18 protein-coding genes are annotated in these 16,456 nt (G+C 74.0%); 7 read left to right on the top strand and 11 right to left on the bottom strand.

All coding sequences use genetic code 11. From position 1 onward, the window contains the following. The first annotated feature begins 56 nt into the window (after positions 1-56). From BLR33_RS14020 to amaP, 4 genes are read left to right on the top strand one after another with little or no spacing between them, the layout of a single operon-like run. Positions 57-251, top strand: a complete 195-nt coding sequence (locus tag BLR33_RS14020; RefSeq protein ID WP_093784724.1) for a hypothetical protein — start codon at positions 57-59, stop codon at positions 249-251. Further along, on the top strand, positions 251-625 hold the full coding sequence (locus BLR33_RS14025; RefSeq protein WP_093784725.1) for an Asp23/Gls24 family envelope stress response protein: 375 nt from the start codon (positions 251-253) through the stop codon (positions 623-625). Before BLR33_RS14020 ends, BLR33_RS14025 begins: the two co-directional genes overlap by 1 nt. Further along, positions 622-1,383, top strand: a complete 762-nt coding sequence (locus BLR33_RS14030; RefSeq protein ID WP_245771388.1) for a DUF6286 domain-containing protein — start codon at positions 622-624, stop codon at positions 1,381-1,383. Before BLR33_RS14025 ends, BLR33_RS14030 begins: the two co-directional genes overlap by 4 nt. A gap of 25 nt (positions 1,384-1,408) precedes the next feature. Further along, positions 1,409-2,005 carry an alkaline shock response membrane anchor protein AmaP gene (gene amaP / locus BLR33_RS14035; protein ID WP_093784726.1) on the top strand — a complete coding sequence of 199 codons (597 nt, stop codon included), beginning with the start codon at positions 1,409-1,411 and terminating at the stop codon, positions 2,003-2,005. Positions 2,006-2,131: 126 nt separating this feature from the next. On the opposite strand, the gene BLR33_RS14040 is transcribed toward amaP, so the two are convergent. The 3 genes from BLR33_RS14040 to BLR33_RS14050 form a co-directional block, all read right to left on the bottom strand. Beyond that, positions 2,132-3,919, bottom strand: coding sequence for a glycoside hydrolase family 15 protein (locus tag BLR33_RS14040; RefSeq protein WP_093784727.1), 1,788 nt, complete (start codon positions 3,917-3,919; stop codon positions 2,132-2,134). 72 nt (positions 3,920-3,991) lie between these two features. Continuing rightward, entirely contained in the window at positions 3,992-4,243 is a 252-nt protein-coding gene (locus BLR33_RS14045) for a hypothetical protein (RefSeq protein WP_093784728.1), read from the bottom strand. Between the two features lie 72 nt (positions 4,244-4,315). Beyond that, positions 4,316-5,359: a DEDDh family exonuclease gene (locus BLR33_RS14050; protein WP_407639672.1), complete on the bottom strand. Its 1,044-nt coding sequence runs from the start codon at positions 5,357-5,359 to the stop codon at positions 4,316-4,318. Positions 5,360-5,497: 138 nt separating this feature from the next. Between BLR33_RS14050 and BLR33_RS14055 the strand changes: the two genes are divergently transcribed. After that, positions 5,498-6,427 (top strand): sterol desaturase family protein, encoded by a 930-nt coding sequence (locus BLR33_RS14055; protein WP_093784729.1) that lies wholly within the window; start codon positions 5,498-5,500, stop codon positions 6,425-6,427. Between the two features lie 115 nt (positions 6,428-6,542). Here the strand turns inward: BLR33_RS14055 and BLR33_RS14060 are convergent, their stop codons facing one another. After that, positions 6,543-6,749 (bottom strand): hypothetical protein, encoded by a 207-nt coding sequence (locus BLR33_RS14060; RefSeq protein ID WP_093784730.1) that lies wholly within the window; start codon positions 6,747-6,749, stop codon positions 6,543-6,545. 258 nt (positions 6,750-7,007) lie between these two features. Between BLR33_RS14060 and moaA the strand changes: the two genes are divergently transcribed. After that, on the top strand, positions 7,008-7,997 hold the full coding sequence (moaA, locus tag BLR33_RS14065) for a GTP 3',8-cyclase MoaA (protein WP_093784731.1): 990 nt from the start codon (positions 7,008-7,010) through the stop codon (positions 7,995-7,997). Here the strand turns inward: moaA and BLR33_RS14070 are convergent. Both BLR33_RS14070 and BLR33_RS14075 read right to left on the bottom strand, forming a co-directional pair. Further along, complete coding sequence (locus tag BLR33_RS14070; RefSeq protein WP_245771389.1) at positions 7,980-8,240, bottom strand: hypothetical protein; 261 nt, start codon at positions 8,238-8,240, stop codon at positions 7,980-7,982. The two genes, moaA and BLR33_RS14070, sit on opposite strands and share 18 nt — an antisense overlap. Before the next feature lie 219 nt (positions 8,241-8,459). Next, entirely contained in the window at positions 8,460-8,894 is a 435-nt protein-coding gene (locus BLR33_RS14075; RefSeq protein WP_093784732.1) for a DUF3099 domain-containing protein, read from the bottom strand. A 224-nt stretch (positions 8,895-9,118) separates the two neighbouring features. Here BLR33_RS14075 and BLR33_RS14080 point away from each other — a divergent pair, with 224 nt between their 5' ends. After that, on the top strand, positions 9,119-9,403 hold the full coding sequence (locus tag BLR33_RS14080) for a GlsB/YeaQ/YmgE family stress response membrane protein (RefSeq protein ID WP_093784733.1): 285 nt from the start codon (positions 9,119-9,121) through the stop codon (positions 9,401-9,403). 71 nt (positions 9,404-9,474) lie between these two features. On the opposite strand, the gene BLR33_RS14085 is transcribed toward BLR33_RS14080, so the two are convergent. The 5 genes from BLR33_RS14085 to BLR33_RS14105 form a co-directional block, all read right to left on the bottom strand. Further along, positions 9,475-11,865 (bottom strand): ATP-binding cassette domain-containing protein, encoded by a 2,391-nt coding sequence (locus BLR33_RS14085; RefSeq protein ID WP_093784734.1) that lies wholly within the window; start codon positions 11,863-11,865, stop codon positions 9,475-9,477. Between the two features lie 127 nt (positions 11,866-11,992). Then, positions 11,993-12,403 (bottom strand): VOC family protein, encoded by a 411-nt coding sequence (locus BLR33_RS14090; protein WP_176930262.1) that lies wholly within the window; start codon positions 12,401-12,403, stop codon positions 11,993-11,995. Between the two features lie 78 nt (positions 12,404-12,481). Then, positions 12,482-13,036 carry an RNA 2'-phosphotransferase gene (locus BLR33_RS14095; protein WP_245771390.1) on the bottom strand — a complete coding sequence of 185 codons (555 nt, stop codon included), beginning with the start codon at positions 13,034-13,036 and terminating at the stop codon, positions 12,482-12,484. A 161-nt stretch (positions 13,037-13,197) separates the two neighbouring features. Beyond that, on the bottom strand, positions 13,198-14,592 hold the full coding sequence (locus BLR33_RS14100) for a metallopeptidase TldD-related protein (RefSeq protein ID WP_093784736.1): 1,395 nt from the start codon (positions 14,590-14,592) through the stop codon (positions 13,198-13,200). After that, the gene (locus BLR33_RS14105) at positions 14,589-16,112 is read right to left on the bottom strand and encodes a TldD/PmbA family protein (RefSeq protein WP_093784737.1); all 1,524 of its coding nucleotides are present in this window, start codon (positions 16,110-16,112) and stop codon (positions 14,589-14,591) included. The genes BLR33_RS14100 and BLR33_RS14105 overlap by 4 nt, the downstream gene beginning before the upstream one ends. Positions 16,113-16,456 lie beyond the last annotated feature (344 nt).

Here is a 16,456-nt window from a genome sequence, read left to right on the forward strand (position 1 = left end):
GGGCAGCTGGGGCAGCCGGTGCGGCGGCCGGTCGGCGAGGGGATGGAGAGCGCGTGATGAGCATGGCGGTGATCGGCCTGGCGGCGGGGATGGCCCTCGGGTTCGCCGGGTACTTCGGCGGGTTCGGAGCCTTCCTCCTGGTGGCGGCGCTCGGCGTGATCGGCTTCGTGGTGGGCAAGTTCCTGGACGGCGACATCGAGCCGGGGGAGTTCTTCCGGTCGCGCGACCGTGACCGGAACCGGCGGCGCTGATGCCGCGGGCCGACACCGCCGGCCTGCTGCCGGCCACCGAGCGAGGGGCGCTGCGGATCGCGGACCGAGTGGTGGCGAAGATCGCCGCCCAGGCCGCGGGTGAGGCGCTCACCGGCGCCCAGGGCGCCGAGCTGGTGCCCCGTGACGCCCGCCCGCACGCCTCCGTGTCGGTCCGCAGGAACGCCGCCCGGCTCCGGCTCGGTCTCGAACTGGGCTACCCCGCCGACATCGGCGCCGTGTGCGGCAGCGTGCGCCGCCATGTGGCCGAGCGGGTCGAGGCACTGACCGGCATGGCAGTACCCGAGGTCGCCGTTGAGGTCGAGCGGCTGCACTCGGCGGCCAGCCTGCGCAAGGACGAGGGGAGGGTCACGTGAGCGACCCCGCTGCCGGGCCGGGCCAGGAGCCCGAACCCACACTGCGGCTGCCGGTGTCCGTGGGCGCCGAGGAGGTGCCCGCGAAGGAGCGCGCGGGGGAGGGCGGCGACGGCCGGGAAGGCGGCGGCCCGCCGGCGCCCGGCGGGCGCCAGGGTCCCGGCGCGTCCGGCGCGGACCGCTGGGAGCCGGGCCCCGGCGAGCCGGGCGGCGGCCGGGCCCGCCGGTTCTGGTCCAGCCGGCGCATCCCCGCCGCGCTGACCGCCGCCGGCTGCCTGGCCCTGAGCGGCCTGTTCCTCTACGACGTGGCCGCCGTGCGCGCCGGCCGCAAGGCGATGGCCTGGCGCCGCACGCTGGCGAACGAACTGGCCACCCGGCACCTGGACAACGTCTGGATCATCGTCGGCGCCGCCGTGGCCGCCGCCCTCGGCCTGTGGCTGATCGTGCTGGCGGCCACCCCGGGCGAGCGCCAGGTGCTGCCGATGGCCCGGCGCGGCCCGGACGGGGTGCGGGCCGGGCTGGACCGGCACGCGGCCGAACTGGTGCTGCGCGACCGGGCGATGGAGGTCGCCGGCGTGCGCTGGTCGAAGGTGTCGGTCGGCCGCCGCCGGATCAGGACCAGCGCCGGCTCGCACTTCCGCGAACTGGACGATGTGCGGCGCGACCTGACGGCGGCCATGGAGTCGGCCGTCGCCCAGCTCGGCCTGGCCCGGCCGCCCGCGCTGCGCGTCCACGTCCAGCGGGCGGACCGCAAGGCGTGACACCGGACGTGAGAGGAGACAGCCGATGCGCACCACGCTCAACCGGGTCCTGCTCGGCCTGATCGGCCTGGTGCTGCTGGTGGTGGGCCTGTCGGTGCTCGTCGGCAGCCTGGACCTGCAGCGGCACTGGAACTTCACCGTGCCCGGCTGGTGGCCCTTCACCGGCCCCAAGGACGTCCTGCTCACCGCGCACGACCGCACCCGCTACCGCTCGGACGGCTGGTGGTGGCCGGTGGTGATCGCGGTGCTCGCCGTGCTGCTGCTGATCGCCCTGTGGTGGCTGCTCGCCCAGGTCCGCACCGGGCGGCTGCGCCAGCTGCGGATCGACAGCGGCGACGGCCAGGGCGCCCTGGTGCGCGGCCGCGCCGTGGAGCACGTGCTGGCCGCCGAGTCCGAGGCGTACGACGGCGTGGATTGGGCGGGCGCCCGCCTGGTCTCCCGGCGCGGCACCCCGCAGGCCCACCTCGTGCTGGGTCTCGAGCCCTACGCCACCCCGCGCGAGGTCGTGGACGGCCTGGACGCCGACGTGCTGGAGCAGGCCCGCGCCTCGGCCGGCCTCGCCGAACTCCCCGCCGAGGCCCGCCTGCGCGCGGTGCGCCACCGGGCCCGCCGGGTCAGCTGAGCCCGGCGGGGCGGGAGTTCGCAGGGCAGCCGGGCAGGGACACGTGCGGTCCGGCCGGTCGGCGAGCGACCGGCCATCGGGCGGCCCGAGGCGCCGCCCGCATCCCGGCAGGGCGGGAGTGGTGAGTCAGTCCGCCGGCTCCTGCCGCCGCGCCAGCCCCAGCGCGCTGTTGACCAGACCGATGTGGCTGAACGCCTGCGGGAAGTTGCCCAACTGGCGGCCCGCCACCGGGTCCCACTCCTCGGCGAGCAGCCCGACATCGTTGCGCAGCGCCAGCAGCCGCTCGAACAGCTCCTTTGCCTCCGGCCGCCGCCCGGTGGCCCGCAGCGCGTCCACCATCCAGAACGAGCAGGCCAGGAAGGCCCCTTCGGAGCCGGGCAGCCCGTCCACACCGGCCGCCTCGGGGCTGTAGCGGCGCACGAAGCCGCCGAGGTCCAGCTCCTTGCGCACCGCGGCCACCGTGCCCACCACCCGCGGGTCGTCCGCGGGCAGGAAGCCCACCTGCGGGATGAGCAGGGTGGCCGCGTCCAGCTCCCGCGAACCGTAGGACTGCGTGAAGGTGTTGCGCACCGGGTCGTAGCCGCGCTCGCACACCTCGGCGTGCACCTGGTCGCGCATGGCCCGCCAGCGGTCGATGTCGCCGCGCCACTTGGGCTGCGCCTCCAGGGTGCGCACCGCGCGGTCGGCGGCGACCCAGGCCATCACCTTGGAGTGCACGAAGTGCCGGCGTGCGCCGCGCACCTCCCACAGCCCCTCGTCCGGCTGCCGCCAGTTGCCCTCCAGGAAGTCCATCAGGGCGCGCTGCAGGTTCCAGGCGTAGGTCTCGGTGGGCAGGCCGCTCTCGCGGGCGAGGAAGAGGGAGTCCATCACCTCGCCGTAGACGTCGAGTTGGAGCTGGCCGGCGGCCGCGTTGCCGATCCGCACCGGCGCCGAGCCCTCGTAGCCGGCCAGCCACGGCACCTCGTACTCCGGCAGCCGGCGCTCGCCCGCGATGCCGTACATGATCTGCAGGTCGGCCGGGTTGCCGGCCACCGCGCGCAGCAGCCAGTCCCGCCAGGCATGCGCCTCCTCCAGGTAGCCGCCGGCGATCAGGGCGTTGAGGGTCAGGGCCGCGTCGCGCAGCCAGCAGAAGCGGTAGTCCCAGTTGCGGATCCCGCCGATCTCCTCGGGCAGCGAGGTGGTGGCGGCCGCGGCTATGCCGCCGCTGGGCGCGTAGGTGAGCGCCTTCAGGGTGATCAGGGAACGCAGCACCGCGTCGCGCCAGGGGCCCTCGTAGCGGCACTGCGAGGACCACGACTCCCAGTCCTTCAGGGACAGTTCGAGGGCGGCGAAGGGGTCGATCCGGCGCAGCCGGCGTGCGTGCGAGGCGTTCCAGGTGAGCACGAAGCCGATCCGCTCGCCGGCCGAGACGGTGAAGTCGGCGTAGGTGCGCATGTCCTGGCCGTACATCGGCAGGGTGGGGGTGCTGCGCAGCCACACCGAGTCGGGTCCGGCGATCGCCACCCGGTGGCCGTCGATCCGGCGCATCCAGGGCACCACGCTGCCGTAGTCGAACCGCAGCACCAGCTCGCTGCGCATGGACACCTCGCCGGAGACGCCCTCCACGACGCGGATCACGTCGGGCGCCTTGTCGCGCTGCGGCATGAAGTCGGTGACCTTCACGGTGCCGCTCGGCGTCTCCCAGAAGGTGTCCAGCACCAGGGTGTCGCCGCGGTACGAACGGCTCGCGCAGTGGCCGGAGTTGACGGGCGCGATCCGCCAGCGGCCGTTGTCGCGGTCGCCGAGCAGCGCGGCGAAGCAGGCCGCGGAGTCGAAGCGGGGCAGGCACAACCAGTCGATGGAGCCGTCCCGGCCGACGAGCGCGGCGGTCTGCAGATCGCCGATGATCGCGTAGTCCTCGATACGTCCCGCCACGTTGCCGCCCCACCGCTCGCCGTCGCCTGCCCGACGACCGTACCTCCGGCCGGTGGTGGCGCGGGGCGCGGGTCAGGCAGGTGTGGTGGTGGCCACGTGGTCCACGACGCCGGTGCCGCCCTCGGCCTTCGCGCAGTGCGCGCAGCAGTAGAAGCGGCCGTCCACCTGGACGCCGTGGCCGACGATCTGCACCCGGCAGTGCTCGCAGATCGGTGCCATCCGGTGGATCGCGCACTCGAAGCTGTCGAAGACGTGCACGGCCCCAGCGGCGTGCACCTCGAAGCTCATCTCGTAGTCGTTTCCGCAAACCTCGCAACGGGCCATGTGCCCAAGGCTGCGGTGCCGGCGGCGGGCGGGCAACGCACCCCGCAGCGGGCCGGCGCCGGAATCACCCGCTCAGCCGTGGACGTCGGCCGCCGGGACGACGGCCTCCAGCAGCTCGGCGAACCGCCGCTCGTCGATGACGGGGGTGCCGACCTGGCGGGCCCTGACGACCTTGGTGGTCGAGGAGTCCGGGTCGTTGGTGACCAGCAGGCTGGTCAGGCGGCTGACGGAGGAGGCGACATGGAGCCCGGCGTCGGTGGCGCGGTCCTCCAGCAGCTCGCGGTCGACACCGGTGTCGCCGGAGAACGCCACCCGCATCCCCTGCACCAGCGGCCCGCCCGGCTCCAGCCGGCCCGGGTTCGGGTACGGGCAGGCCGGACGCTTGCGGGCCGGGCGCCAGTTGCCATAACCCGAGCCGTGGATGCGGCCGTAGCGCGGCGCCGGGACCGCAGGGGCGCCGCCGGCCGGGCGGACCGCGGCCTCGGGCCACTCGGTCAGCGGCCGGCAGGTGTGCAGCGGCAGCGGCAGCCCCGCGGCGGCGGCCAGGTGCAGCGAGGGGCGGAACGCCTCGGCGAGCACCCGGGCGTCGTCCAGCGCGTGGTGCGCCCGGCGCTGGACCACCCCGTAGTGCGCGGCCAGCGACTCCAGCTTGTGGTTGGCCAGCGGCAGCCGCAGCTCCTTGGCGAGCACGATGGTGCACAGCCGGTGGTCCACCGGCGCGGCCGTGCCGGCCCGGGCGAACTCCCGCGCCAGCATGGACCAGTCGAAGACCGCGTTGTGCGCGACGAGCACCCGGCCGGCCAGCCGCTCGGCGAGCGCCGCGGAGATCTCCGGGAAGAGCGGGGCGTCGGCGAGCATCGCGCCGGTCAGGCCGTGGATCCAGACCGGGCCGGGGTCGCGCTCGGGGTTCACCGGCGAGTACCAGTGGTCCTGGACGTCGCCGCGGGCGTCGAGCCGGTAGACGGCCGCGGACACGATGCGGTCGTCCCGGCCGAGCCCGGTGGTCTCCACGTCGACCACGGCGTACCCCTCGGGGTAGTCCGCGGGCCACGGGTCGGGGGCGGGGGCGTGCCCGCCGGCGAAGGGCGGCTCGGTCCGGTTGTCCAGCATGGTCATCGAGGATAAGGGGCGCCGCCGACACCCTTTCACCGCGACCCGGGCGAACCGCCCCCGGCCGGCCCGCGGAAGAGTTGTGCGTACCAGTCGGTAACCCGACTCTGGCGGACCGCCGGTGGCCGCCTCTATGGTGCGTCCATGCCAGATCTGCCCGATGTCGTGCTGTGGTCCGTTCCCGCGTTCGTGCTGCTCACCGTTGTGGAGATGGTGAGCTACCGCATCCATCCCGACGACGACGCCGCCGGGTACACCGGCCGGGACACGGCGGCGAGCCTGTCCATGGGCCTCGGCAGTCTCTTCACCGACGCGCTGTGGAAGATCCCGATCGTGGCGATCTACTCCGGGGTGTACGCGCTCACCCCGCTGCGGGTCCCGGTCACCTGGTGGACGGTCCTGCTGATGCTGCTCGCCCAGGACTTCTTCTACTACTGGTCGCACCGCGGCCACCACGTGATCCGCCTGCTGTGGGCCTGCCACGTGGTGCACCACTCCAGCCGCAACTTCAACCTCTCCACCGCGCTGCGGCAGCCGTGGACCTCGCTGACCTCCTGGCCGTTCTACCTGCCGCTGGTCGCGCTGGGCGTGCACCCGGCCGCGCTCGCCTTCTGCACCTCGGTCAACCTCGTCTACCAGTTCTGGATCCACACCGAGCGGGTGGACCGCCTGGCGCGGCCGCTGGAGTTCGTCCTCAACACGCCCTCGCACCACCGGGTCCACCACGCCTCCCAGGGCGGCTACCTGGACCGCAACTTCGGCGGCATCCTCATCGTCTGGGACCGCCTCTTCGGCTCCTTCACCCCCGAGACCGAGCGGCCGGTGTACGGGCTGACGAAGAACATCTCGACGTACAACCCGCTGCGGGTGGCCACCCACGAGTACGCCGCTCTCGCGCGCGACCTGGCCGCGGTCCGCACCTGGAAGGACCGGGCGCGGCACCTGGTGCTCGGACCCGGCTGGCGCCCCGAGGGGGCAACCGCGGCCGGGGCGGCGCCCATTGCGGCGCAGGGGGCCGCCGCAATGGCGGCCGCGGCAGCGGTACGGGCCGGCGCGGGCGGCAAGGACGCGTGAGGGGGCGTCAGGCGGGACTGCCGCGGGCCGCGTTCGCGGCGGGGGCGCCGCCGACCGGCCCTGACGCGGCTGCCCTGTCCGGCCGGGCGGGCGCTGCTCGCCACCGGCGCCCGGCTCAGCGCGTCTCGCGGCCCCGTGCCCGGGCCGCCCGCCGCAGCTCCGCCACGCTGAGCGGCGGCACCGGCACCCGCTCGTGCGGCCACGCCTGCGGCGGCACGGCCCTGGGCGCGCGCGGCGGGGCGGGCGGCACCGTGAAGGGCAGGACCACGCTGCCGTACGGCCGGCGGGCCGGCGGCTGCGGATCGGGCGGCAGGACGGTCACGAGGAGTCCTCCAGGGGCACGGGGGACCTCCCTGGGTGTGCGGCGGGGCGGGTGCGCGAGGTACGGGCTGCTTGCGGGGTGCGGGTGCACGGTTCAACGAAGCGGGCGGGCCGCGGTGTCGGCCCGGGCGCGTACGCTGCTCGTCTGCGTCCTCACTCACCCGCCCGCCGCCGCATGGGCTTCCGCATGGGGCGGATCTAGGGTGGGGAGGAGGGGAAGCGAGGCGCCGCCCGGGCGCAGCGCGGGAAAGGAGGCGCCGTGCTCATCGACACCTACGGTCGCGTGGCCACGGACCTGCGGGTCTCCCTGACCGACAGGTGCAACCTGCGCTGCACCTACTGCATGCCCGAGGAGGGGCTGCAGTGGCTGGCCAAGCCCGAGCTGCTCACCGACGACGAGGTGGTGCGGCTGGTCCGCATCGCCGTCACCGACCTCGGCGTGACCGATGTGCGTTTCACCGGCGGCGAGCCGCTGCTGCGACCGGGACTGGTCGGCATCGTGGAGCGCTGCGCCGCCCTGACCCCGCGCCCGAAGATGTCGCTGACCACCAACGGCATCGGTCTGCGCCGCACCGCCGCCGCCCTGCGCGAGGCGGGCCTGGACCGGGTGAACGTCTCCCTGGACACCCTGCGTCCCGACGTCTTCCAGCGGCTCACCCGCCGCAAGCGCCACCAGGACGTGCTGGACGGGCTGCAGGCCGCGCGTGAGGCGGGCCTGGCCCCGGTCAAGGTCAACACCGTGCTGATGCGCGGGATCAACGACGACGAGGCGCCCGACCTGCTGGCCTGGGCGCTGGAGCACGACTACGAGCTGCGGTTCATCGAGCAGATGCCGCTGGACGCCCAGCACGGCTGGCAGCGCGAGGACATGGTGACCGCCGAGGAGATCCTGACGGCGCTGCACACCCGCTTCACCCTGGAGCCCGAGGGCGGCAGCGCCCGCGGCCACGCGCCCGCCGAGCGCTGGATCGTGGACGGCGGCCCCGCCGTCGTCGGCGTGATCGCCTCGGTGACCCGGCCCTTCTGCCGGGCCTGCGACCGCACCCGGCTCACCGCCGACGGCCAGGTGCGCAACTGCCTGTTCGCCCGCGAGGAGTCCGACCTGCGCGCGGCCCTGCGCTCGGGCGCGCCCGACGCCGAGGTCGCCGAGCTGTGGCGGGCCGCGATGTGGGGCAAGAAGGCCGGCTCGGGGCTGGACGACCCCTCCTTCCTCCAGCCCGAGCGGCCGATGTCAGCCATCGGCGGCTGACCGCGACTCCCACTCGGCGAAGGGGACCACGTCCTTCAGGAAGCCGCGCACGCCGAGGAACTGCGAGAGGTGCTCGCGGTGCTCCGCGCAGGCGAGCCAGGTCTTGCGCCGCTCGGGGGTGTGCAGCTTCGGGTTGTTCCAGGCCAGGACCCACTGCGCGGGTGCCCGGCAGCCCTTGGCCGAGCAGGTCGGCGAATCGTCCATGGCCCCGTCGTTCGCCCCGGTGAGCGCCCCGATGTTCATGCCCCCAGTAAACCTCTTGCGGACATGGCGACGCCGGGCAGCCACGGGGGGAGCCGCCCGGCGTCGGTCCACGGCTCCGACGGGGGATACGGAGCGCAATCCGTAGTATGACATGCGCGTAGCCCCTCGTGGAGAGGGAAGTCCGCGATTGATCTGAGCTTTTCTTGAGGTTGTCCGGATGCCGCCACAGGTCTGGACCACCCGGGTCCGGACGCGCAGTTAACGGCCCTGCTCGCCGGCGTCCCCGACCGGTTCCGCCACCTGGGGCGCTTCCGGTTTCGCCGCCTTGTCCGGCTCTTCGCCCGGCTCCGGCGCGGGAACGGCGTCCGCGTGCCGTTCGGCACCGGTCTCCACCCGGCTCGGCGCGATCGCCCGGCGCACCCGAGGGGGTACGAGGGCGGTGTGCGGCTGCGGGGCGTTCTCCCGGCCGGCGTTGGCGTAGACCACTGCGATGTAGGGGAGCAGCGCGCCCACCACGAGCGTCGCCCAGGCGAGCGGGCGCTCCACGTTCCACAGCACGACGGTCAGGATCACCGACACGGTGCGGATCGACATCGAGATGATGTAACGGCGCTGGCGGGCCCGCACGTCCTCGGTGAGCCCGGTCCTGGCTCCCGTGATGTGGAAGACCTCCGCCCCCCGCTGCTTCCGCATCGTGCTCCACCGCCCGCTCTTCGTGGTCGTCCCGGAAGGCCCTGCCTGGTCCGCGCCGCCCCGCTCGCGGGTCACGGCGCGCAGCGTGGGTCCCTTCCCACGGTACGCCGCCCGGGCCCGCCGCATCAGGTCGGGGCACGCCCCGACATGCGGGTCCGGTCACCCGGAAGGAGACTGGCCGGACGACCGCCGGGCATCCGGCGCCCGGCCGAGGAGGCGTTGTCATGACCTGGTTGTGGGCGATCATCGTCGGCCTGGTGCTCGGCCTCGTCGCCAAGGCGATCATCCCGGGCCGGCAGACCCTGCCGCTGTGGCTCACCGTGCTGTGCGGCATGGGCGGCAGCGCGCTGGGCAACGGCGTGGCGCGCTGGCTCGGGGTCGCCGACACCAAGGGCTTCGACTGGACCCGGCACGTCCTCCAACTCGTCGGCGCCGTCGTCCTGGTGGGGCTCGGCGACGCGCTGTGGGCGGCGTTCAGGGGCCGGCGGCGGACCGGGGCGACGTACTGAGACCCGCCCCGGCCCCTTCGGCACCCCTCGGCCCCCTTCAGCCCTCTCCCGGCTCCGCCCGGCCCCTTGCCTCAGTGGCCGGTGTACGCCGCCAGGTGCTCGCCCGTGAGGGTGCTGCGGGCCGCCACCAGGTCGGCGGGGGTGCCCTCGAAGACCACCCGGCCGCCGTCGTGGCCCGCGCCCGGGCCGAGGTCGATGATCCAGTCGGCGTGCGCCATGACCGCCTGGTGGTGCTCCACCACGATGACCGAGGTGCCGCCGTCGACCAGCCGGTCCAGCAGGCCGAGCAGCTGCTCGACGTCCGCGAGGTGCAGGCCCGCGGTCGGCTCGTCCAGGACGTAGACGCCGCCCTTCTCGGCCATGTGCACCGCCAGCTTCAGCCGCTGCCGCTCGCCGCCGGAGAGCGTGGTGAGCGGCTGGCCCAGGGTGAGGTAGCCCAGCCCGACGTCGGCGAGCCGGCCCAGGACGCGGTGGGCCGCGGGGGTGCGGGCCTCGCCGTCGGCGAAGAACTCCCGCGCCTCGGCCACCGGCATCGCCAGCACCTCGCTGATGTCGCGCCCGCCCAGCCGATACTCCAGCACCGAGGCGTCGAAGCGGCGGCCCTCGCACTCCTCGCAGACGGTGGCGACCCCGGCCATCATCGCCAGGTCGGTGTAGATCACGCCGGCGCCGTTGCAGTTGGGGCAGGCGCCCTCGGAGTTGGCGCTGAACAGCGCGGGCTTGACCCCGTTGGCCTTCGCGAACGCCTTGCGGACCGGTTCCAGCAGCCCGCTGTAGGTGGCCGGGTTGCTCCGCCGGGAGCCGCGGATCGGACTCTGGTCGACCGACACCACATCCACGCCCGCCCGGCCGCCGACGAGCGAGCCGTGCACCAGCGAGCTCTTGCCGGAGCCCGCCACCCCGGTCACGGCGACGAGCACCCCGAGCGGGATGTCGACGTCCACGTCCTTGAGGTTGTGCGTGCGGGCGCCGCGGACCGGCAGGGTGCCGGTGGGTGTGCGGACCGTCTTCTTCAGCGCGGCCCGGTCGTCCAGGTGGCGGCCGGTGAGGGTGCCGCCGGCCCGCAGGCCCTGGACGGTGCCCTCGAAGCAGACCGTGCCGCCCCGCGGGCCCGCGCCCGGGCCGAGGTCGACCACGTGGTCGGCGATCGCGATCACCTCGGGCTTGTGCTCCACCACGAGCACGGTGTTGCCCTTGTCGCGCAGCCGCAGCAGCAGCTCGTTCATCCGCTGGACGTCATGGGGGTGCAGACCGGTGGAGGGCTCGTCGAAGACATAGGTGACATCGGTGAGGGAGGAGCCGAGCTGGCGGATCATCTTCACCCGCTGTGCCTCGCCGCCGGACAGGGTGCCCGAGGGGCGGTCCAGCGACAGATAGCCCAGGCCGATCTCCACGAAGGAGTCCAGGGTGTGCCGCAGCGAGGCCAGCAACGGCGCCACCGAGGGCTCGTCCAGGTCGCGCACCCACTGCGCCAGGTCGCTGATCTGCAGCGCGCACGCGTCGGCGATGCTCATCCCCCCGATCTTCGAGGAGCGGGCCGCCTCCGCCAGCCGGGTGCCGCCGCAATCGGGGCAGGTGGTGAAGGCGACCGCCCGGTCCACGAACTCCCGCACGTGCGGCTGCAGCGCCTCACGGTCCTTGGCGAGGAAGGACTTGCGGATACGCGGGACCAGGCCCTCGTACGTCATGTTGATGCCGGCGATCTTCATCCGGACCGGCTCGTGGTGCAGGAAGGCGTGCAGCTCCTTCTTCGTGAACCTGCCGATCGGCTTGTCCGCGTCGTAGAGGCCGGACTCGGCGTAGAGGCGGTGGTTCCAGCCGCCGGGCTTGTAGCCGGGGATGGTCAGGGCGCCCTCGCGCAGGGACTTGCCGGGGTCGTAGAGCCGGGTGAGGTCGATGTCGGAGACCTGGCCGCGGCCCTCGCAGCGCGGGCACATGCCGCCGGCCCGGGTGAAGGTCTTGCGGACGGTGGTGCCGCTGCCGCGCTCGACCGTGATCGCGCCGGCCGCCCGCACGGAGGCCACGTTGAAGGAGAACGCGTTGGGCGAGCCGATGTGCGGGCGGCCCAGGCGGCTGAACAGGATGCGCAGCATGGCGTTGGCGTCGGTGGCGGTGCCCACGGTGGAGCGGGGGTCGGCGCCCAGGCGCTGCTGGTCCACGATGATCGCGGTGGTCAGCCCCTCCAGGACGTCCACCTCCGGGCGGGCGAGGGTCGGCATGAAGCCCTGGACGAAGGCGCTGTAGGTCTCGTTGACCAGCCGCTGGGACTCGGCGGCGATCGTGCCGAACACCAGGGAACTCTTGCCCGAGCCGGACACGCCGGTGAACACGGTCAGCCGCCGCTTGGGCAGCTCGACGCCGACGTCCCGCAGGTTGTTCTCCCGCGCCCCGTGCACACGGATCACGTCGTGGGCGTCGGCGGGCCGCGCCGCAGCCGTGTCCGTGCGGGTGGCCTTGCTCATGCTGTCTCCGTGGGGTGTCAGGCGGGCCCGGGAGGGCTTGGTCTCCGGGAGGTCACCGGTGACCTCCGGGTGCTTCCCGGAGTTTTCCGGTGCTCTTCGAGAACGGTCCCGGGCCCGGCCGGGTGGGTCAGGCGGCCTCGTTGATGCGGATCAGGTTGCCCGCGGGGTCGCGGAAGGCGCAGTCCCGCACACCGTACGGCTGCCGGGTCGGCTCCTGGACGACCTCGGCGCCGGTCGCCTCCACCCGCGCGAAGGCGGCGTCGAGGTCGGGCGCGGCGAGGATGAGGCGGGCGTAGCTGCCCTTGGCCATCAGCTCGGCGATCGTCCGCTTCTCGCTGTCGGTGAGGCCGGGCTCCATGGCGGGCGGCTCCAGGACGACGGAGGTGCCGGGCTGCCCGGGCGGCCCGACGGTGATCCAGCGGGTGGTGCCGGAGCCGACGTCGTTGCGGACCTCGAAGCCGAGCGCGTCCTGGTAGAAGGCCAGCGAGGCGTCCGGGTGGGTGTGCGGGAGGAAGGTGGCGTGAATGGTGATGTCCATGCCCGCCAGGCTAGGCAGCCCGCCGTACGGGGGGCTTCTCCATTCCTGACGGGTTCACGCGACCGGTGGAAACCGGGGTCAGGCGCGCGGGACCTCGCGCAGCCACTGCGGGGGCACCCGGTCGGTGAGCCACACTCCGTTGGCGCTGACCCGGAACTCGTGGCCCGACGCCGCGAGTCCTGCGGCGTCCACCGCCAGGACCACCGGTCGGCCGTGTCGGGCACCCACCCGGCCGGCTGTCGCCACGTCCGCGGACAGGTGGACGTCCTGCCGTGACATCGGCTTCAGCCCCTCGCGCAGGATCAGCGGGAGCGTGACCGACGCGGTGCCGTGGTAGAGCACGTCGGGCGGGACCGTGGCGGGCAGGCCCAGCTCCACGGCCACCGAATGGCCCTGGCTGGCCCGTATCCGCAGGCCGTCCTCGGAGTAGGCGAACCGCTTCTTGTTGTTGCTGGCCACCACATGGTCCAGGTCCGCCCTGGAGAAGCGGCGGCCCTTGGCGGCGCAGGCCGCGATCAGCCGATCGACCTCGACCCATCCGCCGCTGTCGAGCGCCAGCCCGACCGCCTCCGGCTGGTGCCGCAGTACCAGGGACAGGAACTTCGAGATCCTGACCATCTGCCGTTCGTCCAATACGTTGTTCCTCTCGTCTTTTCTTCGTGTGCTGTCTCGTGTGCTGCGTTGTCCGCCGCGTGGCGTGCTGTGGTGCTGTCTGCCGCGCCTGCCGTGGGCCGTTGGCCCGCGGCGGCCGCGGGGGCGGGCCGGCCGGGCGGTGCGCCCGGCCGGCCCGGCCGTCACACGCCCTGGCTGACCGAGCTCATGTTGAAGTCCGGCACCCGCAGCGCGGGGGTGGCGGCGCGGGTGAACCAGTCGGCCCACTCGCGCGGCAGCGTCCGCTCGGTGCGGCCGGCCTCCGTGGCGCGGCCGAGCAGGTCGACCGGGGACTCGTTGAACCGGAAGTTGTTGACCACGCCGGTCACTTCGCCGCCCTCCACCAGGTACACCCCGTCGCGGGTGAGGCCGGTGAGCAGCAGCGTGGCCGGGTCCACCTCGCGGATGTACCACAGGCAGGTGAGCAGCAGGCCGCGCTCGGTGGCGGCCACCATCTCGTCAAGCGTACGGGTGCCGCCGCCGTCGAGCACCAGGTTGTCCGGGGCGGGGGCGAGCGGGACTCCGGTGAGGCCGGCGGTGTGGCGGGTGGTGATCAGCTGCCGCAGGGTGCCGTCCGCGATCCAGTCCACCGGGCCCGCCGGCAGGCCGTTGTCGAAGACCGAGGAGTCCCCGCCCGAGGCGTGGGCGACCACGAACGGGGCGGATTCCAGGCCGGGTTCGCCGGGGTCGCTGCGCAGGGTCAGCGCGAGCGGGCTGATCTTCTCGCCGATCCGGGTGCCGCCGCCCGGCTTGCTGAAGACGGTGCGGCCCTCGGCGGCGTCCCGGGCGCCGGAGGACCACATCTGATAGATCATCAGGTCGGCGACGGCGGTGGGCGGCAGCAGCGTCTCGTACCGGCCGGCGGGCAGCTCGACCTTGCGCTCGGCCCAGGCCAGCCGCCGGGCGAGGTCGGCGTCCACCGCCAGCGGGTCGACGTCGGTGAAGTCCGGGGTGGCGGTGCCGGACCAGGCCGAGCGGGTGCGGTCGGGGGACTTCGCGTTGACCTCGAGGGTGCCGGTGGGCTGGTCGTGGCGCAGCCGCAGCCCGCTGGAGGTGCCGAGGTAGGTGGAGGTGACCCGGTGGTGCGCGAAGCCGTACAGCTCGCGGCCGCCTGCGCGGGCCGCGGCGAACGCCTCGCCGAGCGCGGGCGCGAAGGCGGCGAAGACCTGCGAGCCGGTCTCGGCGGGCGGTTCGGTGAAGGCGGCCGAGGCCGGAGTGCCGGTGGCGAGGGGCTGGGCGTCCTCGGCGGGGCCGGCGTCGCGGGCGGCCGCCTCGGCGGCGCGGATCAGCGGCTCCAGCTCCTCGGCCGTCACCGCCGAGCGGGAGACCACGCCCGAGGCGGTGCCCTCCGCGCCGTCCACGGTGGCGATGACGGTGAGGGTGCGGCCGCGCGTGACCCCGTTCGTCGTCAGGGCGTTGCCGGCCCAGCGCAGATTGGCGCTCGACTCCTCGTCGGCGATCACCACGCAGCCGTCGGCCCGGGACAGCGACAGGGCGCGCTCGACGATCTCGTGGGGCTTGCTGCTGGCGCCGCTCATCGGCCCGCCTCCTGCGTGGTGTTGAGAATGCTGACGCCCCGGAAGAGGGCGGAGGGGCAGCCGTGGCTGACCGCGGCGACCTGGCCGGGCTGGGCCTTGCCGCAGTTGAAGGCGCCGCCGAGCACGTAGGTCTGCGGGCCGCCGACGGCCTCCATCGAGCCCCAGAAGTCGGTGGTGGTGGCCTGGTAGGCGACGTCCTTGAGCTGTCCGGCGAGCCGGCCGTTCTCGATCCGGAAGAAGCGCTGGCCGGTGAACTGGAAGTTGTAGCGCTGCATGTCGATCGACCAGGAGCGGTCCCCGACCACGTAGATGCCGCGCTCCACGCCGGCGATCAGCTCCTCGGTGGAGGGGCCGTCGGGCGCGGGCTGCAGCGAGACGTTCGCCATGCGCTGGACCGGGACGTGGGCGGGGGAGTCGGCGAACGCGCAGCCGTTGGACCGCTCGAAGCCGGTGAGGCGGGCGATCCGGCGGTCGAGCTGGTAGCCGACGAGGACGCCGTCGCGCACCAGGTCCCAGGACTGGCCGGCCACCCCCTCGTCGTCGAACCCGACGGTGGCCAGGCCGTGTTCCGCGGTGCGGTCGCCGGTGACGTTCATCAGCGGGGAGCCGTACTTCAAGGTGCCCAGCTGGTCGAAGGTGGCGAAGGAGGTGCCGGCGTACGCCGCCTCGTACCCCAGCGCGCGGTCCAGTTCGGTGGCGTGGCCGATCGACTCGTGGATCGTCAGCCACAGGTTCGAGGGGTCGACCACCAGGTCGTACCGCCCCGCGTCCACCGAGGGGGCGCGCATCTTCTCGGCGAGCAGGCCGGGGATGGCGGCCAGTTCGGCGTCCCAGTCCCAGCCGGTGCCCGTCAGGTACTCCCAGCCGCGTCCGGCCGGCGGGGCCAGGGTGCGCATGGAGTCGAAGTCGCCGGTCCCGGCGTCCACCGAGACGGCGGTCAGCACCGGGTGCAGGCGGACGCGCTGCTGGGTGGTCGTGGTGCCGGCGGTGTCGGCGTAGAACTTGTTCTCCTGGACGGTGAGCAGGGCCGCGTCCACGTGCGAGACGCCCTCGGCGGCCAGCAGCCGGCCGCTCCACTCGGCGAGCAGGCCGGTCTTGTCGGCGTCGGGCACGTCGAAGGGGTTCACCTCGTAGGAGGACACCCAGGTGCGGTCGGCGTGCACCGGCTCGGGGGCCAGCTCCACCCGCTCGTCCGACCCCGCGGCCGCGATCACCTGCGCGGACAGCTTGGCCATGGCGACGGCCTGGGAGGCGACGCGCGCGGCCGCGTCCATCGTCAGGTCCACGCCCGCGGCGAAGCCCCAGGCGCCGCCGTGCACCACCCGTACCGCGTACCCCAGGTCGGTGGTGTCGGAGGCGCCCGCCGTCCGCCCGTCCCGCAACTGCCAGGAGGCGCTGCGCACCCGCTCCAGCCTGAAGTCCGCGTGCTCCGCGCCCAGCGCCCGCGCCCGCGCCAACGCGGCATCGGCAAGCGCGCGCAGCGGCAGCGCGACGAACGACTCATCCACCTCATGCGGCACGACGATCTTCCCTTCCCTCGCTTCCTCCGCAGTGAACCACGTCCGCGCCCCGCCGCGGTGGCGAATTCCCCCGGGCCTGTGGACAACTCGCACGTGCCCCCGGACGAGCGGGCCCGGGCCGCGGCCGGCCGGACCGGGCGATCGGGCCGGACCGGGCGTGTGGTGGACGCGGCGGCCCGGCGGACCGCGTGGGCCCTCTGGAACCCGTGGACCGTCTCTGGACACGACCGCCGCTGGTATGGACCAATCTGGGTGCCGATCGATATGCTCATGACAAGCGCCCCGCTTGTCCCCGGAGTCCCCCCACGGATCCGACGGGTCCGAGGGATCCGCCGACTCCCAGG

It is taken from the genome of Actinacidiphila guanduensis (assembly GCF_900103985.1).
Lineage (GTDB): Bacteria > Actinomycetota > Actinomycetes > Streptomycetales > Streptomycetaceae > Actinacidiphila > Actinacidiphila guanduensis.